We start from the raw sequence: 19,854 nt of genomic DNA, 5'->3' as shown, positions 1-19,854 counted from the left end.
TGGCCCCGAACAAACCGCATCCCATGACCGAACAAGCAACATCCAAGAACGCCGGCAGCTCCGCCAACCAGCTTTGGGGCGGACGCTTCGCAAGCGGACCGTCCTCGATCATGGAACGCATCAACGTGTCGATCGGATTCGATCAGCGTCTGGCGGTCCAGGACATCGCGGGCTCCAAGGCCCATGCCGCCATGCTCGCCCGGCAAGGCATCATCGGCAAGGACGACGCGTCCAGGATCATCGAAGGCCTGGACCGTATCGCCAAAGAGATTGCCGACGGCGGCTTCACGTTCAAGACCGAACTGGAAGACATCCACATGAACGTGGAGGCGCGGCTCGCCGAGCTGATCGGCGAACCGGCCGGTCGGCTGCACACCGCGCGGTCCCGCAACGACCAGGTGGCGACCGATTTCCGCCTGTGGGTGCGCGACGCGCTGGACCGGCTGGACGCCGGGCTGAAGGACCTGCAGTCCGCAATGATCGACTTGGCGGAACGGCACGCCGACACGGTGATGCCGGGCTTCACCCACCTGCAGACGGCGCAGCCGGTGACCTTCGGGCACCACCTGCTGGCCTATGTGGAGATGCTGGGCCGGGACCGGGGCCGCATGCGCGACGCCCGCGCGCGTCTGAACGAATGCCCGCTGGGATCGGCGGCGCTGGCCGGCACCTCCTTCCCGATCGACCGCCACGGCGTCGCGGAGGCGCTGGGCTTCGACCGGCCGACCGCCAATTCGCTGGACGCCGTGTCCGACCGCGACTTCGCGCTGGAGTATCTCGGGGCCGCCGCGATCTGCGCGGTCCACCTCTCCCGCCTGGCGGAGGAGATCGTGGTCTGGTGCAGCGACGCCTTCCGCTTCGTCAGGCTGACCGACGCCTTCACCACCGGCAGCTCGATCATGCCGCAGAAGAAGAACCCGGACGCGGCGGAGCTGGTCCGGGCCAAGTCGGGCCGCGTGATCGGCGCGCTGGGCGGGCTGCTGATCGTCATGAAGGGGCTTCCGCTGGCCTATTCCAAGGACATGCAGGAAGACAAGGAACCGGTGTTCGAGACCGACGACACGCTCGGGCTGTGCGTCGCCGCGATGGCCGGAATGGTCCGCGACATGACGCCCGACGCCGGCCGGATGCGGGCAGCGACGGAAGCCGGCTTCATCACCGCGACCGACCTCGCGGACTGGCTGGTCCGGGTGCTCGGGCTGCCGTTCCGCCAGGCCCATCACGTGACCGGGCGGATCGTCAAGCTGGCGGAGGACAGGAACGCCAGGCTGGCCGACCTGAGCCTCGACGACCTCCGGTCGGTCGAGCCGCGCATCACCCAGGCCGTCTTCGACGTGCTGACCGTGGACGCCTCGGTCGCCAGCCGGACCAGTTTCGGCGGCACCGCGCCGGAGACGGTCCGCAAGGCGGTGGCTGCGGCCCGGGAGCGCTTCCTGTGAGCCGGCAGGCATCGCTCCGCCTGGCGGCGGCGGGCCTCGCCGTCCTGGCCCTGGCCGGTTGCGGCAAGAAGCCCGGCTATATCGAGCCGCCCCAGGGCCGCGCCGCCGACCGCTTCCCCGGCACCTATCCAAACCCCGCCCTCGACCCGCAGCCGCTGCCGCAACCGCAGCGGCAGGCGCCGGCCCCTACGCAGCCCCAGCCGACCACGCCATGAACCCTCACTTCACCTATCGCGACGGCGTGCTGCATGCCGAGGACGTGGCGCTGCCCGCCCTCGCGGCGGAAGTCGGCACGCCCTTCTACTGCTATTCCACGGCGGCGCTCGAAGCGAACTACCGCGCCTTCGCCACGGCCTTCGAAGGCACCGACACCGGCATCTGCTACGCCCTGAAGGCCAACTCCAACCTTGCCGTGATCCGGACGCTGTCCCGCCTCGGCGCCGGCGCCGACGTGGTGTCGGAGGGCGAGATGCGCCGGGCGCTGGCGGGCGGCGTGCCGGCTGACCGGATCGTCTTCTCCGGCGTCGGCAAGACGCGCGGCGAGATGCGGGCCGCCCTGGAGGCCGGAATCTTCCAGCTCAACGTCGAGTCCATTCCCGAGCTGGAGGCCCTGAGCGAGGTCGCGGCCTCGATGGGCCGGACAGCCTCCATCGCGATCCGGGTCAACCCGGACGTGGACGCCCGGACCCATGCCAAGATCGCGACCGGCAAGAAGGAGAACAAGTTCGGCATCGACATCGACCATGCGCGCGAGATCTACGCCCGCGCCGCCGCCCTGCCGGGGATCGCCCCCGTCGCGGTCGCGGTGCATATCGGGTCGCAGCTGACCAGCCTGGAGCCCTTCCGCGCCGCTTTCGAGCGGGTGGTCGAACTGGTCCACGCGCTCCGCGCAGATGGGCACGACATCAAGCGCCTGGACCTGGGCGGCGGCCTCGGCATCCTGTACCGGGACGAGGAGGTTCCGGCCGTCGGCGCCTATGCCGGGATGGTCAAAAGCATCACCGGCAACCTGGGCTGCCACGTGACGCTGGAGCCCGGCCGGGCGCTGGTCGGCAACGCCGGCATCCTGGTCACCCGGGTGATCTTCCGGAAGACCGGGCTGCACCGGGAGTTCCTGATCGTCGACGCGGCGATGAACGACCTGATCAGGCCCTCGCTTTACGACGCCTGGCACACCATCCTTCCTGTCGTCGAACCGTCCTCCGACGCGCCGGGCTCGCCGATCGACGTTGTCGGCCCGGTCTGCGAGTCGGGGGATACTTTCGCGGTGCAGCGGGTCCTGCCACATTTGGACCAAGAAGATCTGGTGGCATTCCTGTCGGCGGGAGCTTACGGCGCGGTGATGTCGTCCAGCTACAACACCCGCCCGCTGATCCCCGAGGTGCTGGTTTCGGGGGCCGACCACGCGGTCGTCCGTCGGAGACCGACCGTCGAGGAGATGCTGGCGGCGGAACGGGTGCCGGCATGGCTTGACCCCTGACGGGGTGCCGGCGGACAGGGTTTCTTTGGGGGGAAGCGGTATGAACGGGACCGACGATCGCACGCAGAGCCCCACCCGGCGCAAGGGAGCCGCCGGCGAGCCGACGATCCGGCTGGCCCTGGCTCGCGGAGCGCTGGCGTGGGAGCAGCTCTGGCCGGCTCTCTGGCCGGCGGCGGGAGTCGCGGGACTGTTCATCGCCCTCGCCCTGTTCAACGTGCTGCCCGCCCTGGGCGGCTGGCTCCACGCGCTGGTGCTGGTGCTGTTCGCCGCGGCCTTCGCCGCCGCCCTCTATATCGGGGCGCGGCGGATCAGGCTGCCGGACGACACCGCGGCGCTGCGGCGTCTGGAGCGGGACAGCGGGCTGACGCACCGGCCGCTGGCCGCGGTCCGCGACAACCTCGCCAGCGGCTCGGACCCGGCGAGCGCCGAGCTTTGGCGGCTCTACCAGGAGCGCGCGCGCCAGCGCATGAAGTCGCTGCGGGTGAAGCTGCCCCACCCCAACCTCGCCGCCCGCGATCCCTGGGCGTTCCGGGCAGCCGTCGGCCTGATCCTGTTCGTCGCGGCGTTCGGGACCTGGGGCGACTGGCGGCCCCGCCTCGCCGCGGCGCTGTCGCCCCATCTGGACGGGTCGGCGGGAGACGCCCGGGCTATGCTGGACGTCTGGGTGACTCCGCCCGACTATACCGGCCTGCCGCCGATCTTCCTGCGGTCCGCCCAGCCCGCCCCGGCGGCCCAGCAGGCTTCCGGCAATGCCTCCGAGCCATCCCAGCCGGCCGGGCCGGTTCCGGTGCCGACAGGCAGCGTCGTGCTGGCCCGGGTGACCGGCGGTTCCGGCGTCCCGGCGCTCAACGCCAACGGGACCAGCATGGCCTTCGAGCAGATCGACCAGTCCAGCTACCAGGCCAGCCAGCCGGTCACCACCGGCGGCATGATCGAGATCCAGCAGGACGGCGGGTCGCTGGGATCATGGCCGATCACCGTCGTTCCCGATACCGCCCCGATCGTGGCGCTGCCCGCGCCCCCGGCCGCAGGCGAGCGCGGCGCGATGCGGGTGGAATACGAGGCGCGCGACGACTACGGCATCGCCGCCGTCCAGGGCACCATCCGGCTGAGCGGCGACGGCGCCGAGCCGGGATTGGACCGGACCCCGATCGAGCTGCAGCTCCCACTGCCCGGCGTGCGGCCCAAGGTGGCCCGCAGCGCCAGCTTCCATGACCTGACCCCCCATCCCTGGGCCGGCCTGCCGGTCACGCTGCGCGTATCCGCGACGGACGGGGCCGGCCAGACCGGCATGACCGAGGACGTGGCCCTGGTGTTGCCGGAGCGGGAGTTCCTCAACCCCGTCGCCCGGGCGATCATCGAGGAACGCAAGAAGCTGACCCTGCGCCCGGAATCCAGCCGCGAGGAGGTGGCGCGCGGTCTCGGCATCATTTCGGCACGTCCGTTCCAGTTCCGCGACGACGTGGTCGTGTTCCTGTCGCTCCGGTCGGCAGTGGCTCGCCTGTACCTGGACGAGTCCGCCGACGCGGTTCCCGCCATCCAGAAGCTGCTGTGGGATACCGCCCTGCGGGTCGAGGACGGCACGCTCTCGATCGCCGAGCGCAACCTGCGCGACGCGGAGCAGCGCCTGATGGACGCCTTGGACCGGGACGCTCCGGACGCGGAGCTGCAGAAGCTGATGGATGAGCTTCAGCAGGCGTTGAACGAGTTCCTGGACGCCATGGAAGAGCAGATGCGCCAGGCGATGGAACGCGGCGAGCAGCTGCCCCAGATCCCGCCGGAGATGCAGGGCCAGACCATGGACCGGCAGGATCTCCAGCAGATGCTGGACCAGATGCGGCAGATGGCCGAGACCGGCTCCCGCGAGGCGGCACGCGAGATGTTGTCCCAGCTTCAGCAGATGCTCGAGAACCTGCGCAACGGCAACATGGCCCAGATGCAGCAGAACCAGCAGAACCAGGCCGGGCAGATGATGCAGCAGCTCCAGGATCTGGCCCAGCGCCAGCGCGAACTGCTGGACCAGAGCTTCCGTGAATCCCAGCAGGGGCAGGAGGGCCAGGAGGGACAACAGGGGCAGCAGGGCCAGCAAGGGCAGCAGGGGCAGATGCCGAGCCGGCAGCAGCGCCCCGGCCAGCGCGGCCAGCAGGGACAACAAGGGCAGCAGGGACAACAAGGTCAGCAGGGCCAGCAGGGCCAGGGTTCGGCAAGCGCGGCCGAGCAGGAGGCGCTTCGGCGCGAACTGGGTGAACTGATGCGGCAACTGGGCGAGATGGGCGGAGAGATCCCGCGCCCCCTGGGCCGGGCCGAGCGGGCGATGCGCGATGCCGGCCAAGCGCTGGAGCAGGGCATGCCCGGCGCCGCGGTCCCGCCCCAGACCCAGGCGCTGGACGAACTCCAGCAAGGCCTGCAGTCCATGGCCGAACAGATGGCGCAGCAGATGATGATGGGCCAGCAGCCGGGCCAGATGCCCGGCCAGCAGCAGATGCAGCAGTCGAACCGCGGCCGGGACCCGCTCGGCCGCCCCCTGCCCGGCTTCGGCCGCGCGGACACCAACGACGTGCGGATTCCCGAACAGTCGGACCTGCAGCGCGCCCGGGAGATCCTGGACGAACTCCGCCGCCGCGCCGGCGAGTTCAACCGTCCGCAGTTGGAGCTGGACTATATCGACCGCCTGCTTCGGCGCTTCTGAGAGACGGGGCGGCCCCGTGAGGTAGTCTTGTAGGTCGGCGAGAGCGAAGCGGCAGCCGACACCTGCTGGTGCTGCACAGTGGTTCTGACAAGTCCTGTGGAGCGGAGTGGCGTAGGTCGGCCTTCGCCCGTCAGGGCGAACGCCGACACCCTGCGTCAACGCTCCGGCCACGCTGTCGGCGTCGGCCTTCGGCCGAGGCCGACCTACGGTTCATCGATCAAAACCACCGTGTAGAGCCTCTACTCGCCTGCTTGTCGGCTGCCGCTTCGCCATAGCCGATCTACAGTTGCCGCCAGGTCCGACTACAATGCAGGATCGGCTCAGTCCCTGCCGCCGATCTCCAACGCTGCGCGGGCTGCGGCGCAGATTTCCTGAAGGCTGAAAGGCTTGGGGATCACCGCGTGGATCAGGGCTTCCAGGTTGCGGGCGCGGGTGTGCTCCGCCGGGTAGCCGGTGATCAGCAGGATCCTGATCTCCGGACGGTGCTTGGCGGCGCTGAGCGCCAGCGCAATGCCGTCCACGACCGGCATGACGATATCGGCGACCAGCAGGTCGTAAGGCTCGGTATCGAGCGCCTGGAGGGCCTGCTGGCCGTCCTCCACGTCCGTCACCGCGAAACCGGCATGCCTGAGCGCGCGGGCGACGAAGCTGCGCACCCCGGGGTCGTCCTCGGCGAGGAGGACCCGGTGCGCGGGAATTCCCGGAACTTCACTCATCGGCTGCTGAACCCGCGGCTGTCCTGATCGATACCGCCGCCAGTTAGCCACCGGAACGGACGGCGGTCCAGGACGCCGGCGAAGGACCGGGGCCCGCGCCCGGAGTAGTTCAGCCGCCGGTTCCCTGCTGGAAGGTGATGGCGATTTCGGCGATCACGCCGGGAGGTTCGCGCATCTCGCTCTGGAAGGTCGCGATCTCGCCGGGGAGCAGCGTCTCGTGCGAGGCGGTGAAGCTCCAGTCGCCGACGGGGACCTTGTCCGGTCCCAGGGTCACCGCGCGAAGCGGCGGCACCGCACGCTCCCGGTCCGAGACGTTGGTGATCTGCCCTTCGATCACGAGGATCGTGATGCCATCCTCGACCCGCTTCTCGGACCGGACGTTCTGGAGCTGCAACCCGGCGCCCAGCGCCTCGACCGGCAGGCCGATGGTCTCGAACAGCCTTGCCGAGGGGGGCCAGATCTCGGCGATCTCCTGCCGCATGAACAGCCCGCCGGCCAGAAGCAGCACGACCGCCGCCGCCGCGGAGACGATCAGCGGAGCTTTCGACTTGGGCTTCGGCGGCACAGGCTTGCGGATCGCCGGCAGGTTGGATCCGGGCGGGATCGGCTTGACCTCGATCTCCTCCGGCGGGGGTGCCAGATCGACGGGCTTGGGCATGTCCACCGGCGGGCGCTGCATCCAGCTGTGGCCGCACTTGGCGCAACGCACCATGCGCCCGTCCCTGCCCAGGGTGGCGGGGTCGACCAGATAGCGGGTAGAACAGGCCGGGCAGGTGAGAATCATAAAAGCTATGAAGAAATCGTGGAATCGCAGGATGTCTTATAGAAACTAAGGAGGTATTAAGCAAGTCGGGGGCTTGCTTCATATGCCGAAGCGCCGCTGGTATAGACGCCTTCGGGCGCGCCGTGCGATGCTGCCCGCCGTCCAGGGTTGCGAAGGTGGAAGGATTTGATTCGTTTCGAGAATGTCGGTATGCGCTACGGCAATGGGCCGGAGGTGCTGCGGGACGTCAGCTTCACGTTGGAACCCGGGACGTTCCATTTCCTGACCGGCGCCAGCGGCGCCGGCAAGTCCTCGCTGCTGCGCCTGATGTATCTGGCGCACCGGCCGTCGCGCGGGCTGATCACCATGTTCGGCCACGACATCGCGTCGCTGAAGCGGGGCGAGCTGCCGCCGCTGCGCCGCCGCATCGGAGTGGTTTTCCAGAATTTTCGCCTGCTCGACCATCTCTCGGCGCTGGACAACGTGGCATTGCCGCTGCGGGTCGCCGGAGCGCGTGAGTCGCAGGTGCGCGAGCATGTGGCGGAGCTTCTGAGCTGGGTCGGCCTGGGCGACCACCTGAACGACAAGCCGGCGACGCTGTCGGGCGGCCAGCAGCAGCGAGTCGCCATCGCGCGGGCGGTCATCACGCGGCCCAGCCTCCTGCTCGCCGACGAGCCGACCGGCAACGTGGACGACAGGATCGGCATGCGCCTGCTCCACCTGTTCGAGGAACTGAACAAGCTCGGCACGACCATCGTGATCGCGACCCATAACGAAATGATGATAGAACGGTTCGGCTACGCCCGCATGGTGCTCGACAAGGGCATGCTCCAGCACCTGCCGCGGGGCGGCGGCGCAACCCGGATCGCCTGATGTTCCGCACCCACTACGATCTGCCGCTTCAACGCGACGTGACGGGACGGTTCCTGCCCTGGATCATCGCCCTGATGGTCTATCTGGCGATCCTCGCGATGGCCGGGTCCATGGTGCTGTCCGACATGGCGCGGCGCTGGGACCGCGGCCTTGCCGGAACCCTGACCGTCCAGGTGCCGCCGCTGCCCGAGGGAACGCCGGCGCTGGACCAGCGCGTCCAGTCCGCGCTGGGCGTGCTTCGCGCCACGCCGGGAATCGCCAGGGCCGATCCCCTGCCCCGCCAGGATCTGCAGGGCCTGCTGGAGCCGTGGCTGGGCACCGGCGCGCTGAACGCCGACCTGCCCGTGCCGGCCATGATCGACGTGGCCCTGGCCGGCGGCAGGATCGACATGAACGGCCTTGCCCAGCGGCTCAGGGCAGCGGTGCCCGGAGCCGAGCTGGACGACCACGCGGCTTGGCTGAAGGATCTGCTCGCGATCGCCCGGGCGGTCGAGGCGGTGGCGCTGGGAATACTCGCGCTGGTCGGCGGGGCCGCGGTCGCGACGGTGATCTTCGTCTCCCGCGCCGGCCTCGCGATCCACGGGCAGGTGGTCGAGCTGCTGCATGTCATGGGAGCGCCCGACCGCTACGTCGCCCGCCAGTTCCAGAGCCATGTGCTGGGACTTGCGATCCGCGGCGGGATCATCGGGACGGTGCTGGCGGCGGCGACCCTGATCGCCCTGAAGCGGGCCGGAGGGGAGTATGCGGCCGGCCTGATGCCCGACATGGCGCTGAACCAGCTTCAGCTGGTGTCCCTGGCCGCCGTCCCGGCGATCGCGGCCGTCCTGGCGGCGGTGACCGCCCGGATCACCGTCATGCGCGCCCTGGCGCGGATGCCGTGATCCTGGCGCAGCGCGTCGCGCGCGTGCTGCTGCCGCCGGCCGCGCTGCTGGGTCTGGCCCTGGTCTGCTGGCTCGGCGGGCTGGTCTGGTTCGCCCAGACCATCCCGAGGGAGGACGGCTGGGCCGACCGCGCGACCGACGCCATCGTCGTCCTGACCGGCGGCAGCGAGCGGATCAGCACGGGGGTCCAGCTCCTCTCCCGCGGCCTGGGTCGGACCCTGTTCGTGTCCGGCGTCCATCAGGGCGTCGACCTTCGTGACATGCTGCGGGCGGCCAGGCTGGAGCCGAGCACCCTGGAATGCTGCATCGTGCTGGGCTACGAAGCCGGCGACACGGTCGGCAACGCCGCGGAGACGGCGGCCTGGATGCGGAGCCGGAGTTACGAATCGCTGCGCCTCGTGACATCGAACTACCATATGCGGCGCAGCCTGCTGGAGTTCGGCATGGCGATGCCCCAGGTGGACGTGGTACCGCATCCCGTCGCTCCCGACGCGGTCAAGCTGGCGGACTGGTGGCGCTGGCCCGGAACGCTGGCGCTGATCGTCAACGAGTACAACAAGTACCTGTTCGCCCTGGCGCGCTATACGCTGTCGTCCTGATGCCGAGCCCCGGCAGGAATGATCCGAACCATGCCCAAACCACCCCGCCCCCGTCCCCAGCCCGGCAAGGGCGCCCCCCGGTTCAAGGCGGCGGGCCGCCGGCCTCCCGGCAGGGCCGCTCCCGAGCTGATGGACCGCCCGGAAAGGCCCGAACCGCCGCAGGAGAAGCTGCTTCGGATCACCGGCCTTCCGGCGGTCTCCGCGCTGTTCGAGCGCAACGGCCGGCTGGTCGAGCGCCTGTTCTTCGACGAGCGGAACGCCGGGGCGGTCGCCGCCTTCTGCCGCGACCTGGCGAAGGCGCGCAAGCCCTACCGGCAGGTCGATACCGACGAGCTGGCGCGGGTCGCGGGAACGGTCCTGCACGGCGGCGTCGTGGCGGTGACCCGGCCCCGTCCCCTCCCGGCGTTCGATCCGGCCGAAGCGTCCCGCTGGGCGGCGGAAGGCAAGCCGCTGCTGCTGCTGGACGGCATCGGCAACCCGCACAACCTGGGCGCCATCGTGCGGACTGCGGCCTTCTTCGGGCTGGAGCGGATCGTCATATCCGACCATCCCGCGCAGGCCGGCCCGTCCGAAGCGAGCTACCGGGTCGCCGAGGGCGGGATGGAGCATGTCAGGCTCTACCGCGCGACCGGCTTCGCGCGGGTGCTGAAGCAGCTGGCGTCCAGCTACCGGGTGCTGGGAACCGCGCTGGGACGCGGGGAGCCGCTGGACCAGCCCGCCGACCGCCGGCCGACGGCCATCGTGCTCGGCAACGAGGAGGACGGACTGGGGCGCGAAATCCTGGACGCCTGCGAGGGAGTCGTGACCCTGGCGGGATCGGGCCGGGTCCAGTCGCTCAACGTCGCGGCCACCGCGGCGATCCTGATCCACGAACTGACCAGGGCGCGACCCTCCGTCCGCCAAGCCGGACTGGCGTCCGGCGCCCGGGCGCGCTAGAAGGGACGCCGCGCCGGGCGACCGGCGCATCCGACCGTGCGAGATACCTCCATTCAGAAGGCCTTGTCCAAGACGCCCATGACCGTCGCCCGTTCGCTCCTGTTCAATATCGCGTTCTTCACCTGGACGACGGTGTGCTGCTTCGGCCTGCTGTGGATGCTGCTGCTGCCGCGCCGGCAGATGGTGCATGTGGTGGAGTGGTACCTGCGGACCGTCTATTTCCTGGAGCGCGCGATCCTGGGGCTGGACTACGAGGTGCGCGGGCTGGAGAACGTCCCGCGGAACGGCTCCTACATCCTGGCGGCCAAGCACCAGTCCGCCTGGGAGACCATGAAGCTCCACCTGCTGATCGACGACCCGGCGATCATCCTGAAGCGCGAGCTGCTGTTCCTCCCGATCTGGGGCTGGTACGCCGCCAAGGCCCGGATGATCGCGGTCGACCGGAGTGCCCGCGGCAGGGCCATCGCATCGATGGTCGAGGGAGCCGCCCGGGTTAAGTCCGAAGGAAGGCCGATCGTCATTTTTCCCCAGGGAACCAGGACGGCCATCGGACGTTACCTCCCCTACCGGGTGGGGGTAGGAGTGCTCTACAAGGAACTGGACCTGCCGATCGTGCCCATGGCGCTGAATTCCGGCGTCTACTGGGGCCGGCGCAGTTTCCGGAAACGGAGCGGGAAAATTCTGGTGGAGTTCCTTCCGCCGATCGAGCCGGGCCTCGGACGGGACGCGGCGCTGGCGGAACTGGAAACCAGGCTGGAGGCGGCGACCGATCGACTGGTGGTGGAAGCGGGCGGCCCTCCCACGCAGAAGCCGGCCAAGCAGGTGCCCCAAGGAGCGCCGGCAGCAATGCCCTGACTTTTTCAGCCTGTGGAAAACTCTGTGGATGTGCGCGTCGGCGTTGCACCGGATGCGGCTCGCGTGCAATACCGGCCGATCTGTCCGGTTTACGACCGCCTTAAGAACATATCGGGAACAAAATCGGCTTGACCCGGGCGGACAAAGACACCAATTTTCCGGATAGGCCTGAAGAACTCCACGAAAATCCTTGTTGAACAATAAGTTTGACGTTTTCATCGCAGCCAGGAGCGGTGGCGGACGGAGACCAGCATGACCTCGGTGGCAGCCATATCCCAGCAGATCTGGGATATGAAATACCGGTTGAAGCTGCTTGACGGGCAGCCTGTGGACAAAACGGTCAGCGACACTTGGACGCGCGTGGCCAAGGCCCTGGCCGAGCCCGAAAGAGATCCCGCAGCGTGGGTCCCCCGATTCGCCGAAGCGCTGGCCGACTACCAGTTCCTGCCCGCCGGCCGGATCCTCGCGGGCGCCGGTACCGGACGCAACGTCACCCTGTTCAATTGCTTCGTCATGGGACGGATTCCGGACGACATGGGCGGCATCTTCGCCCACCTGCGGGAAGCGGCGCTGACCATGCAGCAGGGCGGCGGCATCGGCTACGACTTCTCGACGCTCCGCCCCAAGGGCGCCGCGGTGCTGGGCGTGGGGGCCGACGCCTCCGGCCCGCTGTCCTTCATGGACGTGTGGGACGCCATGTGCCGCACGATCATGAGCGCCGGACACCGGCGCGGCGCCATGATGGCGACCCTGCGATGCGACCACCCGGATATCGAAGCCTTCGTCGAGGCGAAGCGCGAAGCCGGGCGCCTGCGGATGTTCAACCTGTCGGTCCTGGTGACCGACGCCTTCATGACGGCGGTCCGCCAGGACGACGCTTGGCCGCTCACCTTCAACGGCACCGTCTTCAAGACCCTGCAGGCCCGCGACCTGTGGGACCGCATCATGCGGGCGACATACGCCTATGCCGAACCGGGCGTCATCTTCATCGACCGGATCAACCAACACAATAATCTGTGGTACGTTGAGGATATCTCTGCAACCAATCCATGCGGGGAGCAGCCGCTGCCGCCCTATGGCGCCTGTCTGCTGGGATCGATCAACCTCGCGGCGCTTGTCCGGAAGCCATTCACCGAGCAGGCGCACCTGGATATGGACCGTCTGGCGGAATTGGTGCCCTTGGCCGTCCGCATGATGGACAACGTGGTCGATGCCTCCCGCTTCCCGCTGCCCGAGCAATTGGCGGAGGCGAAGGCGAAGCGGCGGATCGGGCTGGGTGTCACGGGATTGGCCGATGCCCTGATCCTGTGCCGGGCGCGCTACGGCAGCGAGCAGGCGGTCGCCCTGACGGAGCAGTGGCTGGCGGCCCTGCGCCGGCACGCCTATCTGGCCTCGACCCGGCTTGCCGCCGAGAAGGGCAGCTTTCCGCTGTTCGACGCGGAGAAGTTCCTGGCGGGCGCCAATGCGCTGACGCTCGACACGGACGTACGCGACGCCATAGCGGCGTATGGCCTGCGCAACGCGCTACTGACGTCGATCGCGCCGACCGGCACGATCTCGCTGTTCGCCGACAACATCTCGTCCGGGATCGAGCCCGTCTTCGCCTACAGCTACGACCGGAACGTGCTGATGCCCGACGGCTCGCGCCGTCAGGAGGAGGTCTCCGACCATGCCTTCCGGCTGTTCCGGCAGATGTTCGGGGAGCAGGCTCCCCTGCCCGACTACTTCGTCGACGTGCAGGCGCTCAGCCCGGCCGACCATGTGGTGATGCAGGCGGTCGCCCAGAAATACGTCGACAGCAGCATTTCCAAGACGATCAACTGCCCCGAGGACCTGTCGTTCGAGTCGTTCAAGGATGTCTATGTCCACGCCTTCGAGCTTGGCTGCAAGGGCTGCACGACATACCGCCCCAACGAGGTGACCGGTTCGGTGCTCTCGGTGAAGAAGGCGGAGGAGAAAGCCAAGACTCCGCCTGCCGCGCCATCCACTCCGGCAACGGTGCAGGATGCGGGCGCCGTGGTCTACATGACCCAGCCGCTCGACCGGCCGGACGTGCTTCCCGGGCAAACCTACAAGGTCCGCTGGCCGGAGAGCGACCACGCCCTCTACATCACCCTGAACGACATCATCCAGGACGGGCGGCGGAGGCCGTTCGAAGTCTTCATAAACTCCAAGAACATGGAGCATTATGCCTGGACCGTGGCGCTGACGCGCATGATCAGCGCGGTGTTCCGGCGCGGCGGCGACATCGCCTTCGTGGTGGAGGAGCTGAAGGCGGTGTTCGACCCGCGCGGCGGCCAATGGATGAACGGCCGCTACGTTCCCTCGCTGCTGGCCGCCATCGGCGAGGTGATCGAGCGGCACATGATCGGGATCGGCTTCCTGCCCGAACACGGCGAGGGCGGCGGGACGGCGGAACCCGTGCGCCGGGCGGTCGGCGCGCCGGGCGGCCACCAGCGCCAGTGCCCGCAATGCGGCCAGCCCGGACTAGTCCGCCAGGAAGGGTGCGACCAATGCCCGAACTGCGGCTATTCGAAATGTAGCTGAGGAAGGCCGGGCGTTGGGTGGCCGTCAGGACTTGGTCGCCACGCCCCGGGTCTCGACGAAGGACTGCATCGCGCGGATAAGGTGCTCGCCGTAGCGGATCGGTTCGAGATGGGGCGGTCTTTCCGCCGACGGGATCGGATGCATCACCGCATCGACCGCGGGTTCGAAGAAGAACGGCGCGGAGAAGCGCTCGCGCCCGTCGCCCAGCACGCGATGCGCGGTCGCGACGAAGCGCCGGTCTGTCCAGTGCTGGAGCGCCCCGCCGAGGTTCACCACGAACGAGTCCGCCAGCGGCGGAACGTCGATCCACCGGCCGGCGCCGTTGCGGACCTGGAGCCCGCCGGTGTCGTCCTGATAGAGCAGCGTCAGCAGGCCGGAGTCCACGTGGTTCTCCGCCATGACGGGCCGCCGGACGCCGTCATGGACGACATGTCCGTCGGCCACGCCCACCAGGGACGCGTCGGTCCGCGGCGGGTAATGCAGCAGGCGCAGGGTCGAGTTGGTCGCTTCGAAGTGCGGATCGAACCACCCCTCCTCCAGGCCCAGGTAGCGGGCCATGGAACGCATCAGGATCCTGCCCAGGTCCGTCATGGCCGCGTAGTGAGCGCCGATCTCGGCCCGCCAGCCGGGCAGGTCCGCCTCGTCCGGCCAGACGTTGCGTTCGATCAGCGGATGTTCCAGGGGATAGCGCGGATCGCCGTGAACGAACTCCGGCCCGACGTCGATCCCCTCCTTGAACGACAGGTCGCCGTCGACGGTGGGGAAGTAGCCCCGGTAGCTGTTGGTGTTGGCCGGGACGAAGCGCCGCCGCGCCAGCGGCCGTTTCCGCTCTTCCGGCAGGTCGAAGAAGCGGAAAAGGCTGGCGAGCCGCCCGGGCGGCGCGAACTCCCGAAGCGCCGCCCCCGATATCACGAAGAAGCCGATCTCCTCGCAGGCTCCGCCGATCGCGCGATCCACGCCGTCGCGGCCAGGCTTTCCGGCCCCGTCTCCGCCTTGGAACAGGGGAGAGGTATCGATCACCGGAATTTCATCGAATGTATGCTGCATCTCCGCCTCTCCGGCCCGGGGTCAGTTCTGCGCGGACTGCCGCGAATCCAGCCAGCCGTCCACCAGGGACCGGTTGGCGGCGATCCATGTCCTGACCCCCTCCTCGGGCGATTCGGCCTCGCTCACCTCCGCCATCAGGGTCCCCAGGCTGTCGTCGTCCATGCTCCAGGCGTTCAGCCAGCCGAGGACTTCGGGGAAGTCCTCGGCGAAGCCTTTCCGCGACATGAAGTGGATGTCGTCGGTCGCACCGTAGGCGTTGCGGGGATCCTGAAGATACTTGAGGTCGTATTTCGCGAAGACCCAGTGGGGGCTCCACAGCGTCACGACCACCGGCTCTTCCTGGCGGTAGGCCCGGTCCAGAGTGCTGATCATGGCCATTTCGGACGAGGTCACCAGGTTGTAGTCCAGCCCGTAGGTCTTGATCGCCTCCTCCGTCATGGCCATCAGGGAGGAGCCGGCCTCGATGCCGACGATCCTGTCGGACGAGCGGCCGTCGCCGAAGGTGGCCGCCTTGTCCTTGAGATCCTCGATGCTGCCGATTTCCATGTAGGCCGGCACGGCAAGGCCGAGGCGGGCGCCGTGGTACCAGGACTCGTGCAGATCGATCCTGTCCTTGAAGCGCTCGTAATAGGCGGCATCGGTGGTCGGCATCCAGATCTCGAGCGCCAGGTCGATGGCGTTGGTGGAAAGCCCGGTGTAGAGGATCGCCTTCTCGACGGTCTTCAGTTCGACCTCATAGCCTTTCTCCTCCAGCACCTGCTGCCACATGTGGCTGACGGCGATCGCCTCCGCCCAGTTGTTGAGACCGATCCGAATGGGGTCTTTCGCGAATGCGCTCGCCGAGCTCAAAGAGGTGACGAGAAAGGCTCCTAGGATCGAGAAAAGCTGGAGGCGCCTCATGATGCTGTTCTCCTCGCATGATGGCTTCTTTGCTGCCCCTGTGTATTTCAAAACCTCCTTCATTGTTCCCATCAAATCTTTATCGACGCGGATTTTTCTTTTTCGCTCTCGCGCATCCGACGGCCGAGCATCCCGCCGTTGGAACGGACGTCCGCGACCGGGTCTAGGCCGTTCCGCGGATGGGGGCCGGCCCCCGTGGGATCAGTGCCCGAAGGATCGGCAGGCCCTTTGCGCGATCGCTTCGGCGACCCTCGCCTGATGGTCGAGCAGCGGCATCTCTCCCGGTGAGACGTCGAAGCCTTCAGCCCAGATGTAGCGTGCCGTCCGCGTCTCCATCATGCGGGCATTGACGCGGATCCGGCCGTCCACGACGCGGACGCTGCCCTCCAGGATCAAGTCGGCTCCCGGCGCGCCGGGGGCATGCCGTTCGTCCACTACCAACAGATACGGGTTACCCGTCAGGGTCCGCTTCAATTCGTCCTGCAGGCCCGATGCCATGTCGGCCCCCATCCCGTCGAGCGGAACAAAGGCATTGACCTGAACGGTCCGCACCGGGACGCCGCCTCCGGTGTCGCCGCCGAGCAGGGCCAGCAGGCCCAAGGCGAGGACCGTGCCGCCGAGCGCCGTCCGCCGCCGTCCGAATGCGGGTGGCGGCCTCCGTTCCTCCACGGGTGGAGCGATGCGAACGAAGACGGGGACGTAGGATCCTTTCGGCAACTCGATCCGGACGGTGCAGGCGCTCCCGTCGGTCAGGTAGTAATGTTCCAGCCGCCGGCGCAAATGCCCGGCTTCGATGCGGACGACGGGATCGGCCTGGGGATCGAAGCTTTCGTCCCGCCCCAGGACGGACACGGCGATCGCGTAGGCCTTGATTCGGTCGGTGCGGCCCGCCAACGTCTCCTCGACCACGTAGCGCAGGAAGTTCCTGCACCGGGTCGCCCGCCGGAAGGCCTCGGTGGCACAGATGGCGTCGAGATGGTCGAGGATCTCCCCGTCGGTCGGCTCCCCCGTCGGCGCCACGGCGGCCTCCGCTACGCGATGCGCCGGAACAGATCCGGGTATTCGACGACGAGCCCGTCGCCATCCACCTCGACATCCCGCGCGAAGTCGCCGTCCAGGGATTCGTAGCGATACAGCCGGCCAGGCTCCAGGCAGGTGTAGCGCTGGCGGCCGGCGGTCACGGACAGATCGGGAGGCGACACATAGGCGACCAGGATATCGGCGCTCTCGCCGGCGCGCAGCCCGAGCCGGCGGATCGGCAGGGTGTTGGTGAACGGCGTGACGGCGAGATCGACGTCTATCGCCCCCTGGAGAGGCCCGATAGGCGTGCCGGTCGCGGTCGTCCACGCCCCTGCCCCGTCGCCGGCGATGTGCAGCGACCGGGCGGAGCCGATCAGCCGCACCTCCAGCGTCCTGACCCGCCACGTGGGATCGCAGGAGACGCGGTAGGTAAGCGCGAACCGCTCGCCGGGGTCCGACGTGGCGATGACCGTCGCCTCCGCGACGATACCCTGCGGCGTTTCCTGGAGCACCAGGTGCTCCAGCCCCGTCCCCGCCCAATCCCGCCAGCGCGCGATGATGATGCGCCCGTCGCTCATGCCTGCTCCTTCGCTTGCGTCCGGCCGCCGAGCGGATCCCGGATCGCCTCGACCGCCGCGAACCCGACGGCGCGGCTGGCGGCGTTCGGATCGTCGACCCGGACGACCACCCCCCGGCCGACCAGGTCGATGCCGTTCTCGTTGAACGCCTTTATGATCCTCTGATAGGCCTCGCGGCGGATGGTGAACTGCTCTCCGGGCTTGGCGATGTACTTGACGCCGATGATCACCGCGTCGTCCTCGACCCGGCGGACGCCCTGGGATTTCAGCGGCTCGATGAAGCTGGGCCCCATCTCCGGGTCTTCGGACAGTTCGGCGCCGATCCGCTTGATCAACTTCTTGACCAGGCCCAGGTCGGTTTCCGGCGGTACGCGGAACTCCAGCCGCATCAGCGCCCAGTCCCGGGTGTAGTTGGTCAGCGCCCGGATCTGGCCGAAGGGCAGCGTGTGGATCGCACCCCGGTGGTGGCGCAGCTTGAGGGAGCGAAGCGAAATGTTCTCCACGGTGCCCCGGAGCTGGCCGACCTCGACATAGTCGCCGATATGGAAGGCGTCCTTCAGCAGGAAGAAGATTCCCGACAGGATGTCGGCGATGGTCGACTGGGCACCCAGCCCGATCGCGATGCCCACCACGCCGGCGCCCGCCAGGAGCGGCCCGATGGCGATCCCCAGGGAGGACAGCACGATCATCACGACGACGGCGACGAGCGAAACCTGGAGGAACTTGCGGACCAGCGGCAGCAGGGTCGCCATGCGCTGGGCGGTCCGGCGGTCGCGATCGTTCTGGGACGCGATGAGGCGGTCGAAGCTCCGGACCAGCAGCGCCCAGCCCACATAGCCGAGCAGCAGCACCACGCCGGCGTCGAACAGCAGCCGCAGCGCCAATCCGAACGGGCCGGTCTGCCGTTCCGCGTCGAATCCCCAGATGAGGGCGGTCGCGACCACCGCCAGCACCAGCAGGGCAGTCCAGACGGCCCGCATCAGCCGCACCGTGATGGCGGACCCGTCGCCGTCGCCGGCATCGGCCGCCGCGTGGAACCGGGCGATCGGGCGATGGAGCAGCAAGGCGGCCATGGGAACCGCGGCCGCCAGGGCGAAGCTTGCCAGCAGGCGGAGGCCCGTTCCGGGCTCCAGCCGCAGGGCCGCCGCGGCGAGGGTCAGCCAGAGGCCGGCAAGGTAGACGGTCGCCAGAACCAGGCCGGTGCCGATGCCGCGGCTGGCCCGGAGGTCGAGGTCCAGGTAGCCGCCGATGATCGCGGCGATGGCTTGGCGCCGGCTCCAGAGCTGGACCGCCAGATACAGGAACGGAAATGTGCTGACCGGCAGCATCAGGGCGATCAGCGGGTCGTAGGCCATGCCGAGCGCGTTGAGCAGATCGAACAGGCCGAGCAGCGCGGCACTCAGGACGGCGACCCACACGCCCGACCGGCGGATCGCCGCGGCGGCCCCGTCCTCCACGGGGAGGAGCCTGAGGTCCGCTCGTCCGGGGGCGCAGAGGAGCCGGAAGGCCAGGTCGGCGACCAGCACCGTCAGCGCGGCCTGGAGCGCCGCGAGGAAGATCGCGGGGGCCGCGGGATGGGTCGGACGCAGGATCGCATAAGCCAGCAGAAGGCCGGCGATGAACCCCGCGATCCGCAGCAGATCGCGGGCGACGTTCCGCAGCACGCTGCCCGGCGCCGATGGAAGCAGCCGGCTCAGGGCGGCCCAGACGAGGGTACCGGCCGCGAACAGCAGGGCCAGCGACGCCACGAGACGCAACGGCCGGATGGCAGCGTCGCGCCCGTTCGGCCGTTCGAAGGCATCGGCGAGCGCCGCCGGTATGAGCGGATAGGACCTGGCCACGGCATCCAGGCGTCCGGCATAGAAAGCCAGGAGACTGGCGGGCCGGGGAGCCGCGGCGCGGTCCCGGATTTCCCCCAGCAGCCTGTCGCGCAGGGCGGCGCGGACCTGCTCGCCATCCATGACGGCAAGCAGGGCGTCAGCCTGGGCGGACGTCAGCCCGTCGGGAAAAGCCTGCATCACGGCATCGATACCTGCGGCGGATGGCGGTCCGGCCGGTTGGGCGGACGCGACGCCGGGACCGGTCCCGGCACCCAGAAGGAGCACCAGGAAGATCAGCCGGACCAACACCATCATGACGTCAGCGCGACGCGAACTTCCAGGTCCCGTCCGCGATCCGGCAGACCGGAAGCACATACACCACGCTCCGCTGTCCCACGTCGCTGGTGAGCTTGGCGTCGCGGCAGGGCAATCCGTTCCGCTCATAGCTCCGGATCATGGTTATGGTCCCGGCGTTCCCGGTCTGCGGGTTGGACCAGGGCCGAGTCTCGCCGTCGGGGGCGTTGCGCAGCATGTCCGCCCCGACGCCCATGATGATCTTGGTGTCGTCCCCCCGGTAATGCGCCTCGCCCAGGCGGCTGCCGAACAGCAGTTGGGCTTCGGCCGCTTGGATGTGAAGAAGCATCGACGCGGCCAGCGCCAGCAAACCCGCTCTCCTCAAGGCCGACCCTCCCTGGAAAAAAGAACGTTGGC

Annotated in this window: 18 protein-coding genes; 10 read left to right on the top strand and 8 right to left on the bottom strand. The window is 68.7% G+C overall.

Features of this window, described 5'->3' with window-relative positions:
• Positions 1 to 23: 23 nt before the first annotated feature.
• Genes argH through IGS68_RS10580 form a run of 4 tightly spaced genes read left to right on the top strand, consistent with a single transcriptional unit; the run spans position 24 to position 5,608 of the window.
• Positions 24 to 1,439, top strand: coding sequence for an argininosuccinate lyase (gene argH / locus IGS68_RS10595; RefSeq protein ID WP_201079722.1), 1,416 nt, complete (start codon positions 24 to 26; stop codon positions 1,437 to 1,439).
• Positions 1,436 to 1,654: a hypothetical protein gene (locus tag IGS68_RS10590; protein WP_201079721.1), complete on the top strand. Its 219-nt coding sequence runs from the start codon at positions 1,436 to 1,438 to the stop codon at positions 1,652 to 1,654. The genes argH and IGS68_RS10590 overlap by 4 nt, the downstream gene beginning before the upstream one ends.
• On the top strand, positions 1,651 to 2,919 hold the full coding sequence (gene lysA / locus IGS68_RS10585) for a diaminopimelate decarboxylase (protein WP_201079719.1): 1,269 nt from the start codon (positions 1,651 to 1,653) through the stop codon (positions 2,917 to 2,919). Before IGS68_RS10590 ends, lysA begins: the two co-directional genes overlap by 4 nt.
• A 40-nt stretch (positions 2,920 to 2,959) precedes the next feature.
• On the top strand, positions 2,960 to 5,608 hold the full coding sequence (locus IGS68_RS10580; protein WP_201079717.1) for a TIGR02302 family protein: 2,649 nt from the start codon (positions 2,960 to 2,962) through the stop codon (positions 5,606 to 5,608).
• 320 nt (positions 5,609 to 5,928) lie between these two features.
• On the opposite strand, the gene IGS68_RS10575 is transcribed toward IGS68_RS10580, so the two are convergent.
• Together IGS68_RS10575 and IGS68_RS10570 are read right to left on the bottom strand one after the other, a co-directional pair.
• Entirely contained in the window at positions 5,929 to 6,324 is a 396-nt protein-coding gene (locus IGS68_RS10575) for a response regulator (RefSeq protein WP_201079715.1), read from the bottom strand.
• A gap of 109 nt (positions 6,325 to 6,433) precedes the next feature.
• The gene (locus tag IGS68_RS10570; RefSeq protein ID WP_201079713.1) at positions 6,434 to 7,108 is read right to left on the bottom strand and encodes an MJ0042-type zinc finger domain-containing protein; all 675 of its coding nucleotides are present in this window, start codon (positions 7,106 to 7,108) and stop codon (positions 6,434 to 6,436) included.
• A gap of 189 nt (positions 7,109 to 7,297) precedes the next feature.
• On the opposite strand from IGS68_RS10570, the gene ftsE reads away from it, so the two are divergent.
• The 6 genes from ftsE (at position 7,298) to IGS68_RS10540 (ending at position 13,778) form a co-directional block, all read left to right on the top strand.
• Positions 7,298 to 7,960 carry a cell division ATP-binding protein FtsE gene (gene ftsE / locus IGS68_RS10565; RefSeq protein ID WP_246148206.1) on the top strand — a complete coding sequence of 221 codons (663 nt, stop codon included), beginning with the start codon at positions 7,298 to 7,300 and terminating at the stop codon, positions 7,958 to 7,960.
• Positions 7,960 to 8,841: a cell division protein FtsX gene (locus IGS68_RS10560; RefSeq protein WP_201079711.1), complete on the top strand. Its 882-nt coding sequence runs from the start codon at positions 7,960 to 7,962 to the stop codon at positions 8,839 to 8,841. The genes ftsE and IGS68_RS10560 overlap by 1 nt, the downstream gene beginning before the upstream one ends.
• A complete protein-coding gene (locus IGS68_RS10555) occupies positions 8,838 to 9,440 on the top strand; it encodes a YdcF family protein (RefSeq protein ID WP_247881268.1) in 603 nt (200 codons plus the stop codon). The genes IGS68_RS10560 and IGS68_RS10555 overlap by 4 nt, the downstream gene beginning before the upstream one ends.
• A 30-nt stretch (positions 9,441 to 9,470) precedes the next feature.
• Positions 9,471 to 10,376 carry a TrmH family RNA methyltransferase gene (locus IGS68_RS10550; protein ID WP_201079709.1) on the top strand — a complete coding sequence of 302 codons (906 nt, stop codon included), beginning with the start codon at positions 9,471 to 9,473 and terminating at the stop codon, positions 10,374 to 10,376.
• A 63-nt stretch (positions 10,377 to 10,439) separates the two neighbouring features.
• The gene (locus IGS68_RS10545; protein ID WP_371821890.1) at positions 10,440 to 11,231 is read left to right on the top strand and encodes a lysophospholipid acyltransferase family protein; all 792 of its coding nucleotides are present in this window, start codon (positions 10,440 to 10,442) and stop codon (positions 11,229 to 11,231) included.
• 252 nt (positions 11,232 to 11,483) lie between these two features.
• Positions 11,484 to 13,778 carry an adenosylcobalamin-dependent ribonucleoside-diphosphate reductase gene (locus tag IGS68_RS10540; protein ID WP_201079707.1) on the top strand — a complete coding sequence of 765 codons (2,295 nt, stop codon included), beginning with the start codon at positions 11,484 to 11,486 and terminating at the stop codon, positions 13,776 to 13,778.
• A 24-nt stretch (positions 13,779 to 13,802) separates the two neighbouring features.
• Here IGS68_RS10540 and IGS68_RS10535 read toward each other — a convergent pair whose 3' ends face one another.
• The 6 genes from IGS68_RS10535 to IGS68_RS10510 form a co-directional block, all read right to left on the bottom strand.
• A complete protein-coding gene (locus IGS68_RS10535) occupies positions 13,803 to 14,825 on the bottom strand; it encodes an isopenicillin N synthase family dioxygenase (protein WP_201079705.1) in 1,023 nt (340 codons plus the stop codon).
• Positions 14,826 to 14,846: 21 nt separating this feature from the next.
• A complete protein-coding gene (locus tag IGS68_RS10530; RefSeq protein ID WP_201079703.1) occupies positions 14,847 to 15,725 on the bottom strand; it encodes a glycine betaine ABC transporter substrate-binding protein in 879 nt (292 codons plus the stop codon).
• A 201-nt stretch (positions 15,726 to 15,926) separates the two neighbouring features.
• A complete protein-coding gene (locus IGS68_RS10525; RefSeq protein WP_201079701.1) occupies positions 15,927 to 16,745 on the bottom strand; it encodes a hypothetical protein in 819 nt (272 codons plus the stop codon).
• 11 nt (positions 16,746 to 16,756) lie between these two features.
• Positions 16,757 to 17,323, bottom strand: a complete 567-nt coding sequence (locus tag IGS68_RS10520; protein WP_201079699.1) for a putative glycolipid-binding domain-containing protein — start codon at positions 17,321 to 17,323, stop codon at positions 16,757 to 16,759.
• The gene (locus IGS68_RS10515) at positions 17,320 to 19,458 is read right to left on the bottom strand and encodes a mechanosensitive ion channel family protein (RefSeq protein WP_201079697.1); all 2,139 of its coding nucleotides are present in this window, start codon (positions 19,456 to 19,458) and stop codon (positions 17,320 to 17,322) included. Before IGS68_RS10515 ends, IGS68_RS10520 begins: the two co-directional genes overlap by 4 nt.
• A 4-nt stretch (positions 19,459 to 19,462) precedes the next feature.
• Positions 19,463 to 19,822, bottom strand: a complete 360-nt coding sequence (locus tag IGS68_RS10510) for an RT0821/Lpp0805 family surface protein (RefSeq protein WP_201079695.1) — start codon at positions 19,820 to 19,822, stop codon at positions 19,463 to 19,465.
• Positions 19,823 to 19,854: the final 32 nt, after the last annotated feature.

The sequence above is a fragment of the Skermanella sp. TT6 genome (assembly GCF_016653635.2).
GTDB classification, from domain to species: Bacteria; Pseudomonadota; Alphaproteobacteria; order Azospirillales; family Azospirillaceae; genus Skermanella; species Skermanella cutis.
Note: the sequence above shows the minus strand (reverse complement) of the source record. Positions and strands in the feature narration are given on the sequence as shown.